This window comes from Halobellus sp. MBLA0158, from assembly GCF_041477585.1.
In the GTDB taxonomy this organism is placed as follows: Archaea; Halobacteriota; Halobacteria; order Halobacteriales; family Haloferacaceae; genus Haloquadratum; species Haloquadratum rubicundus.
This window is the reverse complement of the sequence record NZ_JBGNYA010000001.1, coordinates 1798768-1818647: the sequence shown is the minus strand read 5'-3', so window position 1 is coordinate 1818647 and position 19880 is coordinate 1798768. Positions and strand designations below refer to the sequence as shown.

The 19880-nt window shown below is 69.2% G+C and carries 22 protein-coding genes; 11 read left to right on the top strand and 11 right to left on the bottom strand.

Annotation, left to right across the window (positions count from 1 at the left end):
* The first annotated feature begins 41 nt into the window (after positions 1–41).
* The 7 genes from OS889_RS09375 (at position 42) to OS889_RS09345 (ending at position 8629) form a co-directional block, all read left to right on the top strand.
* Positions 42–1640, top strand: a complete 1599-nt coding sequence (locus OS889_RS09375; RefSeq protein ID WP_372389344.1) for an ABC transporter ATP-binding protein — start codon at positions 42–44, stop codon at positions 1638–1640.
* Positions 1637–2881: an ABC transporter permease gene (locus OS889_RS09370; protein WP_372389342.1), complete on the top strand. Its 1245-nt coding sequence runs from the start codon at positions 1637–1639 to the stop codon at positions 2879–2881. The genes OS889_RS09375 and OS889_RS09370 overlap by 4 nt, the downstream gene beginning before the upstream one ends.
* Positions 2874–3959 carry an ABC transporter permease gene (locus OS889_RS09365; RefSeq protein WP_372389340.1) on the top strand — a complete coding sequence of 362 codons (1086 nt, stop codon included), beginning with the start codon at positions 2874–2876 and terminating at the stop codon, positions 3957–3959. Before OS889_RS09370 ends, OS889_RS09365 begins: the two co-directional genes overlap by 8 nt.
* Positions 3960–4123: 164 nt before the next feature.
* A complete protein-coding gene (locus tag OS889_RS09360) occupies positions 4124–5050 on the top strand; it encodes a sulfide-dependent adenosine diphosphate thiazole synthase (protein WP_372389338.1) in 927 nt (308 codons plus the stop codon).
* A 2-nt stretch (positions 5051–5052) separates the two neighbouring features.
* Entirely contained in the window at positions 5053–5733 is a 681-nt protein-coding gene (gene tenA, locus OS889_RS09355; RefSeq protein ID WP_372389336.1) for a thiaminase II, read from the top strand.
* Positions 5733–7118 carry a bifunctional hydroxymethylpyrimidine kinase/phosphomethylpyrimidine kinase gene (thiD, locus tag OS889_RS09350; RefSeq protein ID WP_372389334.1) on the top strand — a complete coding sequence of 462 codons (1386 nt, stop codon included), beginning with the start codon at positions 5733–5735 and terminating at the stop codon, positions 7116–7118. Before tenA ends, thiD begins: the two co-directional genes overlap by 1 nt.
* A 137-nt stretch (positions 7119–7255) precedes the next feature.
* Positions 7256–8629: a geranylgeranyl reductase family protein gene (locus tag OS889_RS09345; protein WP_372389332.1), complete on the top strand. Its 1374-nt coding sequence runs from the start codon at positions 7256–7258 to the stop codon at positions 8627–8629.
* Positions 8630–8666: 37 nt separating this feature from the next.
* On the opposite strand, the gene OS889_RS09340 is transcribed toward OS889_RS09345, so the two are convergent.
* The 3 genes from OS889_RS09340 to OS889_RS09330 all read right to left on the bottom strand — a co-directional run bounded on the left by OS889_RS09340 (position 8667) and on the right by OS889_RS09330 (position 10325).
* On the bottom strand, positions 8667–9074 hold the full coding sequence (locus OS889_RS09340; protein WP_372389330.1) for a putative toxin-antitoxin system toxin component, PIN family: 408 nt from the start codon (positions 9072–9074) through the stop codon (positions 8667–8669).
* Positions 9056–9319 (bottom strand): hypothetical protein, encoded by a 264-nt coding sequence (locus OS889_RS09335; protein ID WP_372389327.1) that lies wholly within the window; start codon positions 9317–9319, stop codon positions 9056–9058. Before OS889_RS09335 ends, OS889_RS09340 begins: the two co-directional genes overlap by 19 nt.
* Positions 9320–9380: 61 nt before the next feature.
* Positions 9381–10325, bottom strand: coding sequence for an HhH-GPD family protein (locus OS889_RS09330; RefSeq protein WP_372389324.1), 945 nt, complete (start codon positions 10323–10325; stop codon positions 9381–9383).
* Positions 10326–10492: 167 nt separating this feature from the next.
* Between OS889_RS09330 and OS889_RS09325 the strand changes: the two genes are divergently transcribed.
* Positions 10493–10816 (top strand): ribbon-helix-helix protein, encoded by a 324-nt coding sequence (locus OS889_RS09325; RefSeq protein WP_372389322.1) that lies wholly within the window; start codon positions 10493–10495, stop codon positions 10814–10816.
* 12 nt (positions 10817–10828) lie between these two features.
* Here the strand turns inward: OS889_RS09325 and OS889_RS09320 are convergent, their stop codons facing one another.
* Positions 10829–11077: a hypothetical protein gene (locus OS889_RS09320; RefSeq protein ID WP_372389321.1), complete on the bottom strand. Its 249-nt coding sequence runs from the start codon at positions 11075–11077 to the stop codon at positions 10829–10831.
* Between the two features lie 132 nt (positions 11078–11209).
* On the opposite strand from OS889_RS09320, the gene OS889_RS09315 reads away from it, so the two are divergent.
* Both OS889_RS09315 and OS889_RS09310 read left to right on the top strand, forming a co-directional pair.
* On the top strand, positions 11210–11470 hold the full coding sequence (locus OS889_RS09315) for a BolA family protein (protein WP_372389319.1): 261 nt from the start codon (positions 11210–11212) through the stop codon (positions 11468–11470).
* An 89-nt stretch (positions 11471–11559) separates the two neighbouring features.
* A complete protein-coding gene (locus OS889_RS09310) occupies positions 11560–12969 on the top strand; it encodes a class II fumarate hydratase (RefSeq protein WP_372389317.1) in 1410 nt (469 codons plus the stop codon).
* A gap of 18 nt (positions 12970–12987) precedes the next feature.
* Here OS889_RS09310 and OS889_RS09305 read toward each other — a convergent pair whose 3' ends face one another.
* Complete coding sequence (locus OS889_RS09305; protein ID WP_372389315.1) at positions 12988–13428, bottom strand: hypothetical protein; 441 nt, start codon at positions 13426–13428, stop codon at positions 12988–12990.
* A 234-nt stretch (positions 13429–13662) separates the two neighbouring features.
* On the opposite strand from OS889_RS09305, the gene OS889_RS09300 reads away from it, so the two are divergent.
* Positions 13663–14688, top strand: coding sequence for a CPBP family intramembrane glutamic endopeptidase (locus OS889_RS09300; RefSeq protein WP_372389313.1), 1026 nt, complete (start codon positions 13663–13665; stop codon positions 14686–14688).
* Positions 14689–14751: 63 nt separating this feature from the next.
* On the opposite strand, the gene OS889_RS09295 is transcribed toward OS889_RS09300, so the two are convergent.
* The 6 genes from OS889_RS09295 to OS889_RS09270 all read right to left on the bottom strand — a co-directional run bounded on the left by OS889_RS09295 (position 14752) and on the right by OS889_RS09270 (position 19701).
* Positions 14752–15420, bottom strand: a complete 669-nt coding sequence (locus OS889_RS09295; protein ID WP_372389312.1) for an AIM24 family protein — start codon at positions 15418–15420, stop codon at positions 14752–14754.
* Positions 15421–15516: 96 nt separating this feature from the next.
* The gene (locus tag OS889_RS09290; RefSeq protein WP_372389310.1) at positions 15517–16128 is read right to left on the bottom strand and encodes an RAD55 family ATPase; all 612 of its coding nucleotides are present in this window, start codon (positions 16126–16128) and stop codon (positions 15517–15519) included.
* Positions 16129–16378: 250 nt separating this feature from the next.
* Complete coding sequence (locus tag OS889_RS09285; RefSeq protein ID WP_372389308.1) at positions 16379–17239, bottom strand: geranylgeranylglycerol-phosphate geranylgeranyltransferase; 861 nt, start codon at positions 17237–17239, stop codon at positions 16379–16381.
* A 63-nt stretch (positions 17240–17302) separates the two neighbouring features.
* On the bottom strand, positions 17303–18616 hold the full coding sequence (locus OS889_RS09280) for a sensor histidine kinase (RefSeq protein ID WP_372389306.1): 1314 nt from the start codon (positions 18614–18616) through the stop codon (positions 17303–17305).
* A 156-nt stretch (positions 18617–18772) separates the two neighbouring features.
* Positions 18773–19249: a metal-dependent hydrolase gene (locus OS889_RS09275; protein WP_372389303.1), complete on the bottom strand. Its 477-nt coding sequence runs from the start codon at positions 19247–19249 to the stop codon at positions 18773–18775.
* A complete protein-coding gene (locus OS889_RS09270; RefSeq protein WP_372389301.1) occupies positions 19249–19701 on the bottom strand; it encodes an OB-like fold-containing membrane protein in 453 nt (150 codons plus the stop codon). Before OS889_RS09270 ends, OS889_RS09275 begins: the two co-directional genes overlap by 1 nt.
* Positions 19702–19880: the final 179 nt, after the last annotated feature.

The following is a 19880-nucleotide window of genomic DNA, read 5'->3' as shown; positions in this document are numbered from 1 at the left end:
AAACCTATTCGTTTATCCTCGAACCAGGAGGTAACAGACCTATGGCCACTGCCGTCCACCTCGAGGGGATCACGAAGCGGTTCCCCGGGGTCGTGGCGAACGACGACGTCGACCTCGAAGTCGAGCGCGGCACCGTCCACGCGCTCCTCGGCGAGAACGGGGCCGGCAAGACGACGCTGATGAACGTTCTCTACGGCCTCTACGAACCGACGTCGGGGCGGGTACACCTCGACGGCGAGCCCCGCTCGTTCGACTCCCCGCGGGACGCCATCGACGCCGGCGTCGGGATGATCCACCAGCACTTCATGCTCGTCGACCCGATGACGGTCACCGAGAACATCACCCTCGGGAACGAGCCGCGGAAGTGGGGCGGCCTCGCGGTCGACCGGGCGGCCGCCCGCGAGGCGGTCGTCGACCTCTCGGAGCGCTACGGCTTCGACGTCGACCCCGACGCCCGCGTCGAGGACATCTCCGTCGGCGAGCAACAGCGCGTCGAGATCCTCAAAGCGCTGTACCGCGGCGCCGACACCCTCATCCTGGACGAGCCGACGGCCGTGCTGACGCCCCAGGAGGTCGAAGAGCTGTTCGGCGTCCTCGAAGAGCTCACCGCCCAGGGCAAGACGATCATCTTCATCACGCACAAGCTCGGCGAGGCGATGCGCGCGGCCGACGAGATCACCGTCCTCAGAGACGGTCGCAACGTCGGCACCGTCGACGCCGACGCGACCACCCGCGAGGACCTCGCCGAGCTGATGGTCGGCCGGGAGGTCCTCCTCGACGTCGACCGCGAGCCCGCGGAGACGGGCGACGTCGTCGCCGCCGTCGAGGACGTCGTCGTCGAGGACGACCGCGGCGTCCGCGCGGTCGACGGCGTCTCCTTCGACGTCCGGGCGGGCGAGGTGTTCGGCATCGCCGGCGTCGACGGCAACGGCCAGTCCGAGCTCGTCGAGGCGCTGACCGGGCTCCGCGAGCCCGAGTCGGGGACGATCCGCTTCCGCGGCGAGGACGTCACCACGGCGTCCCGGCGCGAGCGGATCGCGTCCGGGATGGCCTACATCCCCGAGGACCGCCAGGAGCGCGGCCTCGTGATGGACTTCGACCTCGTCGAGAACGCGCTCTTGGGGAGCCAACACAGCGAGGAGTTCGGCCCGAACGGGCGGATCGACTGGCCGGCGACCCGCGAGCACGCCGAGGCGATCATCGACGAGTACGACGTCCGCCCGCCGGACCCCGACGCCACCTCGGAGTCGCTCTCGGGCGGCAACCAACAGAAGTTCATCGTCGGCCGGGAGTTCGAGCGCGACCCCGAACTGGTCGTGGCCTCGCATCCGACCCGCGGCGTCGACGTCGGCTCGATCGAGTTCATCCACGAGCGCCTGCTCGAACTCCGGCGCCAGGGCGTCGCCGTCCTGCTCGTCTCCTCGAAACTGGAGGAGGTCCAGGGGCTCTCGGACCGCCTGGCGGTCGTCTACGAGGGCGAGTTCATCGACGTCGTCGACCCCGCCAAGACGACAGAGGAAGAACTCGGCCTGCTGATGGCCGGCGAGCGGCCGGACGAGCGCGACCGCGCGGCGGAGGCCGACGCGGCGGCCGACGGCGGAACCGACAGGGCGAATCACGAAGGCGGTGAGCGCGCGTGAGCGCCGCCGACCGCGCCCGCGACGCGCTCGAACGGCTCGTGTCCGCGTCGGCGACCGAGCGGCTCCTGATCAGCACGGCCGCGCTCGTCATCTCGATCATACTGGGAGCGCTCTTGGTCCTCGTCGCCGGACGGATGACGACCTGTGCGCCGACCGACGCCGTGTACTACTTCGGGACCGGCTTCTGTTACGACCCCGTGACCGTCTTCGACCGCCTGTTCCTCGGCGCGCTCGGCGAGCCGTTCCGCGGAGGCTGGTCGCCGGACGGCCAGTTCGCCGTCACGCTCCGGGAGACGACGCTGCTGCTCTTTACAGGCCTGTCGGTCGCGCTGGCCTTCCGCGCGGGCATCTTCAACATCGGGACGCAGGGCCAGATGGTCGTCGGCGCCTTGGCGACCGGGATCGGCGTCCTCTGGGCGTCCTCGCTGGTCTCCGGCGTCGTCGGCACGGTGCTTCTGCTCCCCTTCGGCGTCCTCGTCGGTGCGGTCTTCGGCGGGCTCTACGGGGCGATTCCCGGCCTGCTGAAGGCCTACGCCGACGCCAACGAGGTCATCACGACGATTATGCTCAACTTCATCGCGACCGGCGTGACGCTGTATCTCGTCAGCGGGGCGTTCAAAGACCCCAACAGCGCCGCGAACCAGACCGTCCCGCTGCCGGAGTACGCGCGGTTCCCGTCGATCGCGTTCGGCGCCCGCCAGGACTTCTCGCTCGTCGCGCTCGCGTTCGGCCTCGTCGCCATCGGCGCGCTCTACTACGTCCTCGAACACACGGCGTTCGGGTACGACGTCCGGACCAGCGGGATCCAGCCGCGGGCCGCGGAGTACGGCGGCGTCGACTCCGCGCGCACGATCGTCACGAGCCTGACGCTGTCGGGCGCGCTCGGCGGCGTCGCGGGCGCGATGTACGTGATGATGGTGCTCGGGACGTTCCAGACCGGCCTCCCCGCCTACGGGTTCGACGGCATCACGGTCTCGATCCTCGCCGGCAACAACCCCCTCGGGGTCGGGATCGCGGCCCTGCTGTTCGGGATCCTCAAGAGCGGGACGACGGTCGTGCAGTTCGCGACCGACGTGCCGCCGCAGCTCGTGGGCGTCCTCCGCGGGCTGATCATCCTCTTCGTGGCGATGCCGGAGTTCTTCCGGCTCCTCGGCGGGCGGTTCGTCGGCGGCCGGGAGTCGAGGGCCGTCGCGACCGACGGCGGCCGGAGCGAGTCCGAGGGAGGTGACGCCGATGAGTGAGGCACGCCCCTCCGGCGGGGAGGCCGACGCCGAGGAGTCCTTCGTCGAGCGGTACTCGACGCGGGCGCTCATCGCCGGCGCGACCGTCGCGGGCCTCGTCGTTCTGCTCGTCGCGGGCTGGCTCTTCCCCCGCTCGCTGGCGGGGACGATCGCGGACGTCATCACGAGCCGCAACACGCTCGCGTCGGCCCTGCGGCTGTCCGTGCCGATCGCCTTCGCCGCGCTCGGCGGCATCTTCGCCGAGAAGTCTGGCGTGATCAACATCGGCCTCGAAGGCCTGCTCATCATCTCGGCGTTCTCCGCGATCTACGTCACCGACGTCACGGGCGGCGTCTGGATCGGCTTCGCGGGCGGCGTGGTCGCGAGCACGCTCCTGGCGGGGCTGTTCGCCATCGTGACGATCGAGTTCCGGGCGGACCAGATCATCGCCGGGCTCGCGGTCTGGCTCATCGCTCTGGGACTGGCGCCCTTCGCCTCGCAGGTGATCTACAACGGGCCGAACACGCCGACGGTGGCGACGCCGGGCTCGATCTCGGTGCCGGTGCTCTCGCAGATCCCGTTCTTCGGCGCGCTCTTCTCGGCGTCGCCGTCGGTCTACCTGCTCTTCCTGGCGGTCGCGCTCTCGTGGTACGTCTTCGAGCGGACGGCGTTCGGCCGGTGGGTCCGCGCCAGCGGCGAGAACCCGAAGGCCCTCGACACCGCGGGCGTGAGCGTCGCGCGCGTCCGCTACGCCGCCGTGTTGCTCTCGGGCGTCCTCTCGGGGATGGGCGGGGCCGCGCTGTCGCTCGACCTCGGGCAGTTCACCGGCAACGGCCCGACGATGGTCAACGGCAAGGGCTTCATCGCCATCGTCGCGTACCTCTTCGGCAACTACAACCCCGTGGGCGCGTTCTTCTCGACGCTGCTCTTCGCCGGACTGGACGCGATGCAGACCGTCCTCCAGCTCCGCGGCATCGGCATCCCGCGGCAGCTCATCCGGATCACGCCGTTCGTGATCGTCATCGTCGTCCTCGCGCTCGTCGGCCGGACGCGCATCCCCGAGGCCGCCGGCGAGTACTACGAGTCCGGCGAGGAGTAGGCCTCGGCGCGCTCGGACTCCCGTCGGCTCTCGTTTCTCCGATTTTTGCCCCGTAGAGCGGCCGCACCGCCGCTCGGTTTCTTCTGGGGTCCCGTTCCTCGACCCCGCCGACTTACTGACCGTCGACCGCAACGACTAATTACTAAGTGATATCACTAGGTTATATGTCGTTCAGCGGATTCAGCGACGCGACGGACGCACAGGTCACGAACGCCATCGCGGAGTCCTGGAGCGAGGAGTTCCTCGACTTCACCGACACGGAGGTCATCGTCGTCGGCGGCGGCCCCTCGGGACTGGTCACCGCGAAGGAACTGGCCGAGCGCGGCATCGACGTGATGGTCGTCGAGAAGAACAACTACCTCGGCGGCGGCTTCTGGCTCGGTGGCTTCCTGATGAACAAGCTCACCGTCCGCGAGCCCGCCGACGAGGTGCTCGACGAGCTCGACGTCCCCCACGAGGAGTCCGACACTCCGGGCCTCCACCTCGCGGACGGCCCCCACGCCTGCTCCGCGCTGATCAAGGCCGCCTGCGACGCCGGCGCGAAGATCCAGAACATGACGGAGTTCACGGACGTCGTCGTCCGGGACGGCCACCGCGTCGCGGGCATCGTGATGAACTGGTCGCCCGTCCACGCGCTCCCCCGCGAACTCACCTGCGTCGACCCGATCGCCGTTGAGTCCGATCTCGTCGTCGACGCGACGGGCCACGAGGCCGTCGTCGTCTCCAAGCTCCAGGAGCGCGGCGCCATCGACGCACCGGGGATCGAGCACGCCGAGACGCACGCGACCGGGATGGACACGACCGAAGAAGGCGAGTACGGCGCGCCCGGCCACGACTCCCCGGGTCACGACTCGATGTGGGCCCAGGACAGCGAGGACAAGGTCGTCGAAAAGACCGGGAAGATCCACGACGGGCTCATTACTGCGGGCCTGTCGACGGCGACGACCCACGGCCTCACCCGGATGGGGCCGACGTTCGGGGCGATGCTGCTGTCGGGCAAGCGCGCCGCGCAGGTCGCCCTCGACGAGCTCGGCTCGAACGCGCCGGTCGTCGACCTCCCGGGCGACGCGCCCGCCTCCGCCGACGACTGACGATGGCCGACGACGGCGCGGCCTTCAGCGACCGGCTGCTCGACGACGGCGCGGCGATCTGGGCCGCCCAGAAGGACCACCCCTTCGTCCGCGAGCTCGCCGCGGGGACGCTCGACGAGGCCGCCTTCCGCCACTGGGTCACCCAGGACTACCGCTACCTGCTCGATTACGCCCGCGTGTTCGCCATCGCGGGGACGAAGGCGGCGGACGAAGACCGGATGCGCCGGCTCCTCGACGTCGCCCACACGGTCGTCGACTACGAGATGGACCTCCACCGCGAGTTCGCCGAGGACTACGGGCTCGCGCCCGCCGATCTGGAGTCGACCGAGAAGGCGCCGACCTGCGTCGCCTACACGAACTTCCTGCTGCGGACCGCCCACGAGGGATCGTTCCCGGAGGTCGCCGCCGCCATCTACCCCTGCGGCCAGGGGTACCTGGACGTCGCCGAGCATATGGCAGACCTCGCCGACGAGGAGCACCGCTACACGCCGTTCATCGAGAAGTACACGAGCGACGCCTTCCGCGAGTCGGTGTCGTGGATGCGGGAACTGGTCGACCGCTGCGCGGAGGCAAATCCCGGCGAGCGCGAGGCGATGCGGGAGGCGTTCCTGACAAGCGCGCGGCTCGAACACCGCTTCTGGGAGATGGCCTACACGCGGGAGTCGTGGGAGGTGTCCGCCTGATGGCCGGGACCGGCACGGAACGGCGCATCCCCGCGCCGGTCTCGCTCCCCGTCGCGCTCACGATCGCCGGCAGCGACTCGGGCGGCGGCGCCGGCGTCCAGGCGGACGTCCGGACGATGGCGGCCCACGACGCGTTCCCGACGAGCGTCGTGACGAGCGTAACGGCACAGCACACCCGGGGCGTCGAGCGCTCTACGGTCCTCGATCCCGCCGACGTCCGCGCCCAGTACGAGGCCGTCGCCGCGGACTTCGAGGTCGCCGCCGCCAAGACCGGGATGCTCGGGACCGCCGAGATCGTCCGCACCGTCCGAGAGTGCGTCGCCGACGCTCCGTTCCCGCTCGTCGTCGATCCGGTGATGGTCGCGACGTCCGGCGACCGCCTCCTGGAGCCCGCCGGCGAGCGCACCTACGAAGACCTCGTCGCCGAGGCGACGCTCGTCACGCCGAACCGCGACGAGGCGGCCGTCCTCGTCGGGAATGGAGATAAAAACGACGCGGATCTGACGTCCCGCGAAGCCGGCGAACGCATCGTCGAGATGGGAGCCGACGCCGCGCTCGTCACCGACGGCCACGGCGACGGCGCGACCGTCCGCGACGTGCTCGTGACCGCCGACGGGGCCCGGGAGTTCGCGCATCCGCGAGTCGACACCGACGCGACCCACGGCTCGGGCTGTACGCTGTCGGCGGCGATCGCGGCGAATCTGAGCCGCGGCCTCGACCTCGAAGCGGCGGTCGCGGAGGCGGTCGACTTCGCCGCCCGAGCCGTCCGCTACCCGCACGACGTCGGCGAGGGGCCGGGCGCCGTCCACCCGCTGGTCGACGCGCGCAACGCGGCCGGAGAGCGGGCGACGCTGGACGCCGTCCGTGACCTCGTCGAGCGGTTCGTCGAGATCGACGTGAGTCCGCTCCTAGCCGAGGTCGGGATGAACGTCGTCGGCGCGGCGCCGTACGCCGAGGCCGTCGACGAGATCGCGGCCGTGGAGGGCCGGATCACCCGCACGCTGGACGGCGTCGAACCCAACTCCGAAGTCCGGTTCGGCGCGTCGAGCCACCTCGCGCGCTTCCTGCTCGCGGCCCGCGAGCACGATCCCGGCCTCCGTTTCGCGACGAACTGCCGGCTCACCCCGGGGACGCGTCACGGGCTGGAGACGCTGGACGCCCCCGTCGCGTGGTTCGACCGGACCGCAGAGCCGGACGACGCCGCCACGATGAACTGGGCCGCCGACCGCGTCTTCGACCGCGCGGACGAGCCGCCGCGCGCCGTCGCCGACGAGGGCGCCGTCGGCAAGGAGCCGATGGTCCGGGTCGTCGGCGAGACCGCCGAGGGGCTCGCATCGACGGTCGAGCACCTGCTCGACGAAGCCGCGGCTGACAGGGATCCGTAGGGCTCACCCGATGCGGGGTGCGGGATAGTGGACGCGGGACATCGGACGTCGGCCACCGAATGCCAGGACCGGACGCCCGCGGACCGCGGCCTTCCGAGGGAAAAAGAGTTTTCCGCTCGCACGCGAGAGACGGAACGATGAGTACCTCCCACGAGTACGACGTCGTCGTCGTCGGCGCCGGGACGGCGGGCTGTTACGCCGCCGCCACCGTCGCCAACGAGGGCCTCGACGTCGCCGTCGTCGAGCGGAAGTCCGAGGAAGAGGCGGGCCACATCGCCTGCGGCGACGCGCTCAAGGGCGCGGACGCCTTCCCCGAGGCGATCCCGAAGTCCCGGATCGAGGGCGCGTTCACGAACACGGGCGTCGACCACGGCCGCTTCGAGATCCCCCAGGAGGACACCGTCCTCGACATCCCGGTCCCCGGCGAACTGGCGGTCATCGACCGCTGGGAGTACGGTCGGCTGATCATCGAGGGCGCGTCCGACGCCGGCGCGGACTTCCACTACGACACCGTCGTCCAGGACGTCACCCAGGACGACGACGGCACCGTGACGGGAATCCGCGGCACGCGGAAGGGCGACGTCGTCGAGTATGAGGCCGACGTCGTCCTCGACGGCGCCGGGTCGCTGTCGCTCCTCCAGGACAAGGCCGACCTCTCGGAGTCGACCTTCGACACGAACGTCTCCTACTCGCAGTTCTGCTCCGCCTACCGGGAGATCGTCGAGGTCCCCGAGCCCGTCGAGTGGGACGACGCGCTGGTGTTCAAGCCCACCGAGCGCGCGGCGGGCTACCTCTGGTACTTCCCGCGGACGGAGACGACGATCAACGCCGGGCTGGGCTTCCAGATGAACGAGGAGCCGATGAAGCTCGTCGAGGACCTGAAGCGCGACCTCCGGAACCGCCCCGAGTTCCGGGGCGCCGAAGTGACCGACAAGCTCGGCGCGGCGCTGCCGACCCGACGCCCCTACGACTCCGCCGTCGCCGACGGCTTCCTCGCCGCGGGCGACGCCGCCGGCCACGTCAACCCCACGACCGGCGGCGGGATCGCCGGCGCGGCCTACGCCGGTACCTACGCGGCCGAGCAGGCGGTGAAGGCCATCTCCGAGGGCGACGTGAGCGAGGCGTCGCTGTGGCGCTACAACGAGCGGGTGATGGACCACTTCGGCGCGCGCTACGCCGGCCTCGACGTCTACAACATCCTCTCGACGGCCGTCGACGTCGACGACCTGATGGGCCTGCTCGCGTCGCTCCCCGGCGAGAAGCTCGCGGAGGCGCTGTACTCCGGGACGACCTCGTTCGGGCCGACGCTCCTGGCGAAGACGGTGAAGGACTCCTTCGGCTACTGGGGCCAGATCCTGAACTTCTACCGGACGAAGAGCCTAGCGGACGAGCTGATGCGCCACTACGAGCGGTACCCGACCCGCCCGGAGACGCTGTCGGTCTGGCAGGACGAGCGCGACCGCCTGATGGACGAGATCTACGAGGTCACCGGCGCCGACGCGAAGTACTGACGGCCGCAGTCCACAGTCCATTCTTCCCCAGTGGAGTCTACGCGATCGTATCGACGAACGCATCGGGTGCGACGATTTCGACGCCCCGGTACGATCTGATATCGAGCAGATCGCCGTCTCCGGAGACGACGTAATCCGCGTCGCCGGCGATCGCGACACCCAAGAATTTGTCATCGTCGGGGTCGCGAGCCACCTCGACGCCCTCGATCGGCTGAACGAGAGACGCCTCACGCCGGAGAATCGAGAGGTACTGGTGCCGATCAGCGTCCGTGAACGGGAGCCGGTCGTACTGCATTACCCGATCGAGCTCGTCCAGCGTCGACTCCGAGGCGAGCAGCCGTACGTCGTCTTCGAGCGCGCGGAGCAACGCTTCGAGCGGCGGACCGCCGAATCCGAGCGCGGAGACGAGCACGTTCGTATCCAGGACTACTCCGACCGTGCCCATTCGATCGCGTCCTCGACGTCGTCTTCTGTGACCTCCTCGCGGTCGAACCGCGCACGTGTGCGGGCCACGAGCTTCCTGACCTCGTCCTCGGTGTCCGCGTCGGGCTGTTGCTCCGCCGATCCGAGGCGGACGGCGAGTTCGGCCAGCGCCATCGCCCGCGTGCTGCCGACGCCGACCTCGCCGGTCTCGGAGTCGACGGCGGTGTATTCGCCATCCTCCTGGGATATCTTCACGGTCGGGCTCATCTGGCTACCTGAAGGTAAACGCCGAGGCGAATAAACTGTTACGTCGGTCGCGGTCGCGGAGTCACCGCCGCAACCGCGCGACGGGCTCGTCGCCGCCATCGAACTCCACGAGTCCGTCGCGTTCCAGATCCGAAAGCAACTCCGCGAGCCACTCGCGCCCGTACTCGCCGTCCGGCGCGTAGTCGACCCGGACCCGCGGTCCCAGTTCGTCGAGGCCGAGTTCGTCGTACTCCTTGAGCGTCGAGATCACGCGGCCGCGCATCTGGCGGCGGCTCCCCTCGAACTCCGGCTGGGTCGGGACGTCCGGCGCGGTGAAATCGCCCGTCTCGTAGGCGTGGCACCACTCGCGCCAGGGACAGCCCGCCTCGTCGCACCGCGGTTTCTTCCCGCAGGCGACGCCGCCGAGTTCCATTATCGCGTTGTTCCAGACGCGTGACTCGCCCGCGGGCATCAGATCGGCGGCGACGCGCTCGAACCGGCCGTCGTCGTCTTCGACGTCGAAGGCGCGGTAGAGCACGCGCTTCACGTTCGTGTCGACGACGGCGTCGCCGTTGTTGAACGCGAACGACGCGACCGCGTTCGCGGTGTAGGGGCCCACGCCCATCAGTTCCGAGAGTTCGTCGGGCGTTTCGGGGAAGTCGCCGCCGTACTCGGTCAGCACCTGCTCGGCCGCCTCGTGGAGGTACTTCGCGCGGTTGTTGTAGCCGAGCGAGTGGTCGCTCCAGAAGGCGACGACGTCGGCCCGGTCGGCGTCCGCGAGCGCCGCGGCCGTGGGCCAGCGGTCGAGGAAGTCCCGCCAGGCGTCGACGACGCGGTCCAACTGCGTCTGCTGGCTCATCACTTCCGAGACGAGGATCTCGTAGGGGTCGTCGGTCTCGCGCCAGGGGAACGATCGGTGGTCGGCCTCGTACCACGACACGAGCGCGTCGCGGACGGCGTCGAGGTCTTCGGGGAGCGCCTCGTCCGGCTCGGACCGAGCCTCGTTTCCGGCGTCGCCGTCGGTCATCGTCGGAACCTCGGACCGGTGCGGCTTGGGGGTTCTGGTCTCGACCGAAGCCGTCGCGGACGGCGGGACCGAAGAAACGGCGACGACGAAGGCCGAAGAGGCGGAGCGAGAGCGAAACGAGACCGAAGGCGAAAGCCGTTTGCACGCGCCTCCCGAGAGTCCGTGGTATGAGCCTCGACGAACTCACCGGCGACGTCGAATCCGCCTACACCGACATTGACGCAGAGCAGCCGGTCTCGCTCGATCGGGAGACGCGACACGAACTGGCGATGCTCAAGGCCGCCTTCGGCACCGAGGAGACCGACGAACTGCTCCGTCGGGCGGTGCATCTGCTGTTCCAGACCACGGTCGACCGCGGCACACTCGACTTCCACCTCCGGCAGGACTACGACGTGACCTACGACGAGTACCTCTCGGGGATGACCTACGAGGAGATGACCGGCCAGGACCAGTACCCGCAGCGCGACGACGAGCGCCGCTACCAGATGTGACCGGCCGGACCGTCACCGAGCGCTCGTCGGGAGCGCCCACCGGGCCAGTCCTCCGAGGGCGCGGCGAAGCCCGATCGCGGCCAGCGCGGCGACGTACACGACGAGCAGGCAACCGAACGCGACGAGTCCGGAGACGGAAGCGAGTCGCGAGCGGAGTCGAGCTGCGGGCGGTCGATCGCTCTCAGAGCCGGTCGGGAATCCGGGCGGGTCGACGGCGTCGGTTCGGTGGGGGAGGGGGTTGGCGTCCGTTCGCGGGGACATACGTGATCCGACGGCCGCCGGCGACTCAAAAGCGCCGTAAGGGCGAACAGTCGTTTTAGTCACGGCGTCGGGCGGTCCTCCGAAGCGTCCCAAAGCGGCGCATTTTATTCCGCGCCGACCCAGGGGACGGGTATGGACACCGAGGAAGTCGAACGCCTGATCGAAGCGGGGATCGAGGACGCGGACGCCAGCGTCACGCTCCCCCGCGTCCCCGACGAGGACCACGAGGACGCCCACTTCGCGGCGGTCGTCGTCTCGCCCGCCTTCGAGGGGAAGACGCTCGTCGAACAGCACCAGATGGTCTACGACGCGCTCGGCGAGGCGATGACGACCGAGATCCACGCCTTAGAGATGAAGACCTACACGCCCGAGGAGTACGAGGACCGGCAGTGAGTGGGGGCAACCGTCCCGGCGGCCGCGACGGCCGCGACGACTGAGCGAGACCGACGGGTTTTACGCGGGCGCCGGTCGTCGGTCCGAGTATGTCCGACGACGAGTACCGCATCGAGCGGGACAGCCTCGGAGAGATGCAGGTACCGAAAGACGCGTACTGGGGCGCCCAGACCCAGCGCGCCGTCGAGAACTTCCCCATCTCGGGGATCGCCTTCGGCCGGCGCTTCGTGCGCGCGCTCGGCGTCGTCAAGAAGGCCGCCGCGCAGGCGAACCGCGACCTCGACCTCGTCGACGAGGAGACCGCCGGCGCCATCGTCGACGCCGCCGACGAGGTCATCGCGGGCGACCACGACGACCAGTTCCCGGTCGACGTCTTCCAGACCGGCTCGGGAACCTCCTCGAATATGAACGCCAACGAGGTCATCGCCAACCGGGCGGCCGAGATCCTCGGCGAATCCATCGGCGACCGGGTCGTCCATCCGAACGACCACGTCAACTACGGGCAGTCCTCCAACGACGTGATCCCGACCGCGATGCACGTCGCCGCGCTCGAAGCCGTGCGGAAGGACCTGCTCCCGGCGCTCGAAACGCTCGAAGACGCGCTCGCGGAGAAGGAAGACGAGTTCGACGGCGTCGTCAAGACCGGCCGCACCCACCTCCAGGACGCGACGCCGATCCGCCTCGGCCAGGAGTTCGCGGGCTACCGCACGCAGGTCGAAAAGGGCATCGCGCGCGCCGAAGGCGTCACCGACCACCTCGGCGAGCTCGCGCTCGGCGGGACCGCCGTCGGAACGGGGCTCAACACCCACCCCGAGTTCCCCGAGCGCGCCGCGGAGTACATCTCCGAGGAGACCGGCCTCGACTTCCGGCCGGCAGACAGCCACTTCGAGGCCCAGGCCGCCCACGACGCGATGAACGAAGCGCACGGCGCGCTCCGCACCGTCGCGGGCTCGCTGAACAAGATCGCAAACGACCTCCGGCTGCTGGCGTCGGGCCCGCGTAACGGGCTCGGCGAGATCGAACAGCCCGAGAACCAACCGGGAAGCTCGATTATGCCCGGCAAGATCAACCCCGTCGTCGCCGAAGCGGTGAATCAGGTCCACAAGCAGGTCGTCGGCAACGACGCCGCAGTCGCCGCGGGCGCCGCCGAGGGCCAGATCGATCTGAACCTCTACAAGCCCGTCATCGCCCACAACTTCCTGCAGTCGAGCGAACTGCTCGCGAACGCCTCGGAGGTGTTCGCCGAGCGCTTCGTCGCGAAGCTCGAAGCCAACGAGGACGTCTGCGAAGAGCAGGTCGAGCGCTCGATGGCCCTCGCCACGGCGCTGAACCCCACGATCGGCTACGACAAGGCCAGCGAGGTCGCGAAGACGGCGCTCAAAGAGGACAAGACCGTCAGGGAGGTCGTCGTCGAGAAGGGCTACCTCACCGAAGAGGAGGCTGACGAGGTCCTCGACCCCGAGACGATGACCCACCGCGGCATCCTCGGCGACGACTGACCGGACCGCCGTCTCCCGTCACAGCGACAGCCCGTTTCCGACGTACGCGAGCCCAAGACTCCCCACAAAGATCAGGCCGCCGAACACCGGATCCGGGAGGGAGACGAAGGCGTCGCCGACGGCTCCGATAGCGACGACGAGCCCGGCCGCCGCCGCGGGAAGCGGGTGCGCCGCCAACTGCTGGCCGAAGGCGCGGACCGACCAGTAAGCCGTCTCGGCGAGCGACGCCAGCCTGGAGGCGACGCTCGCGTCGCTGGGCGGCTCCGTCGCCGGCTCGAAGTCCGCGAAATCACCCGTGTCGACGGTGAGCAGTTCGCCGGTGTGGGCGCGTGCCCCGTCGGCGTCGCTCACGCGGAGGAGCGTCACCGTCTCGTCGTCGACGCCGACGACTCGGTAGACGCCGGGCGGGTGCTCGTCGCCGTCGACCCGGACGTGCTCGGAGACGCGGGGCTCAGTCATCGCTCCGTCGGCTGATCGGCTGTCGCGTGCCGGGGAGTCGCTTTGCTCACTCTCCCGTCTGCGGAGTCGCTCCCATCTGCGGAATCGCGAGCGTGCGGAGGGACTACCGTGGAGGGTCGGAACATACGTCGACTCTGGGACATCCTTGGTAATAAGTGACAGGCCGACGCCGTGGGGGCCGGCTCGGACCGCCTCGGCGACAGAGTTAACGGGCGGTTCCGCGAGGTGAGAGACATGCGCCCGCGGGTACGACGCGTTCTCTGGAACGACGACGCGCGGCGGCCGCGACTGCCCTGGCGGATCGCCGCATTGGTCCTCACGATCGTTCTCTTGGGCTATCTCGGCACCCTCGTCTTCGCCGCGGCCACGTCGGGATCGATCCGGGCCGTGTTGGGGCCGGTCGCGTCGACCGAGCAGTCGGCGGTCGCGATCCGGAACGTCGCATCGCTGGCCGCGCAGACGCTCGTGATCGCCGGCGCGGTCGTCCTCGTCGGTCGGTTCGTCGACCGGCGTCGACTCCGCGACTTCGGGATCCGGACCGACCGCGCGTGGTGGCTCGACCTCGGGTTCGGCCTCGCGCTCGGCGCCCTGCTGATGACGCTCGTGTTCCTGTTCGAGCTCTCGGTCGGGTGGGTCGCGGTTCGGGACCGGTTCGTCGTCGCCCGCGCCGGGTTCGCCTTCTGGCCGTGGTTCGCGTGGGGCCTTCTCACCTTCGTCGCGGTCGGCGTCTACGAGGAACTGCTGTTCCGCGGCTACCTCCTCACGAACCTCGCCGAGGGGTTCCGGTGGTTCGATCGGATCAGCCCGATCGGCGCCGTCGGGCTCGCGACTCTCGCGACGTCGCTCCTCTTCGGCGTCGCCCACGCGGCGAATCCGAACGCCAGCGTCGCGAGCGTGCTCGGGATCGTCCTCGGCGCGGTGATGCTCGCCGCGGGCTACGTGCTGACGGGCGAACTGGCGATCCCGATCGGCTTACACATCACCTGGAACTTCTTCCAGGGCGTCGTCTACGGCTTCCCCGTCAGCGGGACCGGCGGCGGCGTCTCGCTCATCGCGGTCGAGCAGTCCGGGCCGCGGCTGTTCACCGGCGGCGCGTTCGGCCCGGAGGCCGGGCTCGTCGGCGTCGGTGCGATCCTCCTCGGCACCGCCCTCACCGCCGGGTGGGTGCAGTGGCGGTACGGACGGCTCGAAATCGACGCGTCGGTGGCCGAGCCGGAGCTCCGGCGAGCGCCGACGGACGGCGACGCGCCCGCCGAGTGACGTCGGCGTCGATCAGCGCGCGTGGAGTGATATCGTGATTGGCGAGGGCAACGGCAGAACAGATTACTGGCCGTGGGTCTGGCCGCCCTCCTCGTGGGGCTGGACGACCACGAAGCCCTCCGAGCCGGTGAACTCCATCTGCATCCCCTCGCCGGAGGTCTGGCCGATCTCGATCGTCTTGTTCGTCGCGATCGACGGCGAGAGGTTCGTGCTCCAGGCGACGGTGGCGTCGGGGTCCGTGTAGACCGGCGGCGTCATCACGAGCGGATCACCGTGGGTGGTGAGCGCGACTTGGCCGGGGCCGGAGAGGTAGACGTTCGTCAGCCCGCCCGCGGCGGCGCCGGAGAGGCTCCCGATCGTGTTGATCTCGTAGTCGATCCGGGACTCGAACGCGAGGACGTCGTTGCCGTTGACCGAGATCGACTCGTCGGCGTCGAGGTCGAGGACCTGGACCTTCTTGCCCTGATCGGCGACGTAGAGATGGCCGGAGCCCTCGGCCTCCATCACGGGCGTGCCCTCGCCGCTGACCGCCTCCTTGACGAAGCCGGTGATGCCGCCCTCCGCGGAGGACTTTCCGGTGAACGTCATCTCGCCGGTGTAGGCGATCATCGTCCCCGCCTTCACCATCACCGTCCCATCGACCGGGACGTCGAGCAGTCTGGCGTTTTCCTTCTGGAATCCGGTGCCGCCCTCCTCGGGCGCGTTCGACCGCGTGAACTCTTCGAGTTCCATCGTGAGGTCTCGGTACCGTTCGGATCGACAAAATCCCGGTGGTGACTCAAATCGCCGTTTCAGCGACGCTCCCGGGCCGAAAATGTGTCACGGGGATCAGTCGCCCGCCAGACGGACCGACGGCGGTTCGTCTTCGTGGGTCGTGATGATCCCGTCGAACAGCTGTTTCAGCGTGTTCATCGTCTGGTCGTCGTGGGCGCTGGCGTCGATCGCGAAGACGCCGAGGCCGTCGACGCTCTGGATGCGGCCGGTGAAGACGTGGAGGAACCGGAAGACCGTCTGGAGGTCCGAGTACATAAGCAGGGTCGAAAGCGAGTGGAGCATCACCCGATTCTGCTCGATCCCCTGATTCTGGTAGAACGACTGGAGGAACTCCGAGAGCTTGATCCCGATCCCGGTCATATCGACCGGCGAGGACGTGTACTTGATCCGGTCGCTGTCGCGGACGTCGCCGACGCCCTGCTGGCGGGTCACGCAGTCGACGACCGCCACGGGACGGTCCTCGTAGGCCGTGCGCTTCTCGTAGTCGTTCAGAACGCGGTCCGCGCCGTCTTTGGTGGTGACGATGATGGCGCCCTCGCCTTTCTCGGTTCCGGACGCGAGGATGTCCAGACAAAGCGACCGCTTGCCGGACAGCGGTGGACCGCTCACCAGGACGTTCGTTCCCGGAGGGACCTCCCGATCGAGGTCCGGGCCGAGGTCATACATCTGGAGTCCTCGGCGTCAAACCGCCGGCTAGAAGGGGGTCGTCGGTCATCTGCTGTATCGACTCGCCGGGAGTCATTAGACGAATAGACCATATTGGGTGCAGATAATATTCTTTTTGATTGCGTCGGTCGATCGCGTGACGGCATCGTCCCCGCCCGCGACACCGTAGGACAGGTCGCTGTGTCTCCCGAGGCCCTATCGGCCACGTAGCGGCCGTCACAGCTCTGCGCCGTCGTGGGATTCGCCGGAATCAGGCGACGGCCGTGACTACCCGCCCGACCACGAACGCGGCCGTCGCGAGGAACATCCCGCGCTTCAGGCGCCGCTGTGCCGTCGCGGGGTCTGTGAACCCGCGGCGCGCGCCGTCGAGCATCACTGCGTCGGCGGGCACGACAAGGACCGCGTACGCAAGCCCGAAGGTCCCCATCAGATACGGGACCGCGCTGGCGAGGACGGCGACGACGAGCACGGCGAGCGCCGCCCACAGCGCCGCCCCCTCACCGATCACGATCGGCAGCGTCCGGAGCCCTTCCTCCCTGTCGCCGGCGACGTCCTCGACGTCTTTCACGATCTCGCGGGTCACCGTCGCCAGGCCCGCCAGCGCGAACAACACGAGCGCGGCGGGGTGGGTCAGCATCCCGACCGCGGCGGCGCCGAAGAGGAACGTCGACCCGGTCAGGTACGCGACGACGACGTTGCCGACGCCGGGGAGCCCCTTGAACAGCTCCGTGTAGGCGACGAGCGCGAGGAGATTCAGCACGGCGATCGCGATGGCGGCCAGCGGGAGGACGAACGCCGCCACGACGGCCCCGAGGAACAGAGCGACGCTGAACGCGAGGGCGCCGCGGGCCGAGACCGCCCCGCGCGGGATCGGCCGCTCGGGGCGGTTGATGCGATCGATGTCGCGGTCGAAGTAGTCGTTGATCGCGTTGCCCGCGGCGGTCGCGAAGACGGTGGCGGCGACCGCAGCGGCGACCGCGACCGGAGCCGCGTCGAAGCCGGCGGCGACGAACGCGCCCGTGAACGTGAGCACCCCGGCCGCGACCGCGTTACCGGGACGGGTGAGATCGAGGAGGCCCCGCGCAGTCCCGTGCGAGCCGGCGGTGTCCATACCTACTCGGTGCCCGCGGCTCCGAAATAAAGGGCGCGGAGTCGACCCGCCGAGCGCCCGGATTCACTCGTCTTCAGTGACGTGGAACTCGAACCGCGCGCCCCCGGTGTCGCTTTCGCTGATCTCGACGGACCAGCCGTGGGCGTCGGCGATCCGGCTCACGATCGCCAGCCCGAGCCCGCTCCCGTCGTCGCTCTGGGAGTAGCCCGATTCGAGCACCTTCGAGCGTTCGGCCTCCGGGATCCCGGGACCGTCGTCCGCGACGTAGAAGCCCGCACCGTCGGGGAGCGGGCCGACAGACACCGTCACGCCGCGCTTCTCACTCACCTCGTCCGCCGCGGACGCGTCGGCATCGCTTCCGGCGCCCTCGTCCGCCGCAGAAGCGTCGGCCTCGTCTCCGGCACCGGTGCCCTCGCCCGCGTCGACTCCGGCGTTCGGAGCCGCGCTCGCGGCCCCCCGATAGAAGTCGCCGTCGTCCCCCCGACCGTCGCTATCGCCCCCGGCGCGCGCTCCCGACATCGACGAGGGGCTTTCGGAACTGTGCTCGACGGCGTTCCGGAACAGATTTTCGAGGAGTTGGGTGAGCCGCTCGGGGTCGGCGTCGATGGTCGTCGGGGCGCCGAGGTCGAGCCGGGCGTCGTCGGTCGGAACGTTCGACCAGCAGCGCTCGGCGAAGGTCGTCAGTTCGACCGACTCCAGCTCGTCGATCTCACGGCCGCTCCGGGCCAGTCTCAGCGACTGATCGATGAGGGTCGCCATCCGATCGTGCGCGGATTCGATGTTCGCGAAGTACCGCTCTTTCGGCTCCCGTCGCGCGAGCTCCAGATTACCGGCGGCGACGTTGAGCGGGTTCCGGAGGTCGTGTGCGACCGACTCCGCGAAGTCCGCCAGTCGCTCGTTCCGCGCCTCGATCTCTCGGCGACGCTGCCGCTGCCGATCGGCCCGAACGGCCTGCCAGATCCGGCGGGCTTCCATCAGGCCGACGCCCAGCCCCATCGCCCCGCCGACGGCCGCCGCGAACAGCGCCCAGCCGACGTTGTTGAACACCGACCCGGCAGGCCAGGTCGCGATCATCGCCAGATTCAGCGCCAGGAAACCGACGAGGCCGCCGAGAAACCAGTTCCGGATCCGCCCGTAGTGCTCCCGCGGGAGGTCGCCGCGCTGGAGCCGCCGGCCGCCGTACACGGTCGCCGCGGCGAAGGGATAGACCGTGGCCGCGCCGACGAGAAACCCCTCGACCGAAGTCGTGGCTCTGGGCGACTCGACGGCGGCGACGTACAGCAGTAGGTGGGCAAAGACGATCGCGACGCCGACGCCCTGCACAAACTGGGGGAGGTGCGAATCGAACGCGTCCGCCGCTCCCGACCAGTCGTTCATATCGGTATTTACTCGCAATGCCGTTTATGTGTTGGCATAGTAATATCAAAACAGATAATCAGGTGTGGAATATTACTCAAACCTCGATAGAATGCATTCTGCAGGCTTGAAATCGATCTGCTTAGATATTAAATACGATATCCAGTAGTCCGACGATCACCACACCTCGCGGGCGATCCAGACCGGCACGGCCACGGCCAGGGCGACGGCGACGGGCCACAGATCCGAACTGGCGTACAGATTGCCGGCCGGCGGCAGCCAGCCCGTGAGCGGGAACAGGTACGGCGGCCCGAGTCCGTCGACGCGGATCACGAACAGGTCGAGGACGAGGTGGCCGATGCCGCCGGCGACGAGCGCGCCCAGCGCGGCCCGCCGATCGGCGCTCCGGATCGTCAGCGCGCCGATCCCGCCGAGAACCGCCACTCCACCGAGCGTGTGCAGCCCCCAGAACGAGTACGGCACGCCGAAGGCGCTGCCGCTCGCCACGTCGGCGACGACGGCGGCCTTCATCGCGTCTGGCATCGTCGCGCCCACGCAGACGACCGGGACGTACCGCTCCGGGAACCGCGTCCGCCAGGCGAGGAGGCCGGCGGCGGCGTACGCCAGCAGGACGTGAGTGAGGAGGTCCGGCATCACTCGCCTCCGCGGGGAACGAACCGCCAGTGGTCGAGGTCGATCCGCCACCGCCGCAGGAACAGCACGGCCGCGAGCGCGATCCCGACGACCGAGACGCCGTACATATACCAGACGCCGCCGGCGGACTGTACGTGGTAGTTCTCGGTCTCGAACTGTCGATCGGGACCGAGCATCCCGTAGATCTGGACGTGATCGCCGATCTCGACGGCCGCCGGTGACGGATCTGAAACACGGAGATGGAGCCCCTCAGTCTCGACGAGGAGGCTCCCGTTCTCGGTTCCGACGGCCTCCGTCCAGAGGTGCGCGCGCTCGCCGACGTGAGCCGCGTAGTCGGCGTCGATGGCCGCGGCATCGGGATATACGTCGCTGCCGTTGAACTGCACGCCGAAGCCGACGGTCAGGGCGCAGAGCACCAGAATGAGCACGAACGCGATCGAGAGACGGCGCACAGTTCGCCCTACTCGGGCGAGGACCTGTATGTTTCGATCGTTGACGTGACGGCCGCGGATTCACGCTATCACGTCGGCGCAGAGAGAGTCAGAGGTGGAGATTTGAACCACGGTCGGAGCGGAGCTCCTGCCTGATTCAAATCCCTCTCGCGGCTCTCCAACTCCGCTTTGTTCCGTCA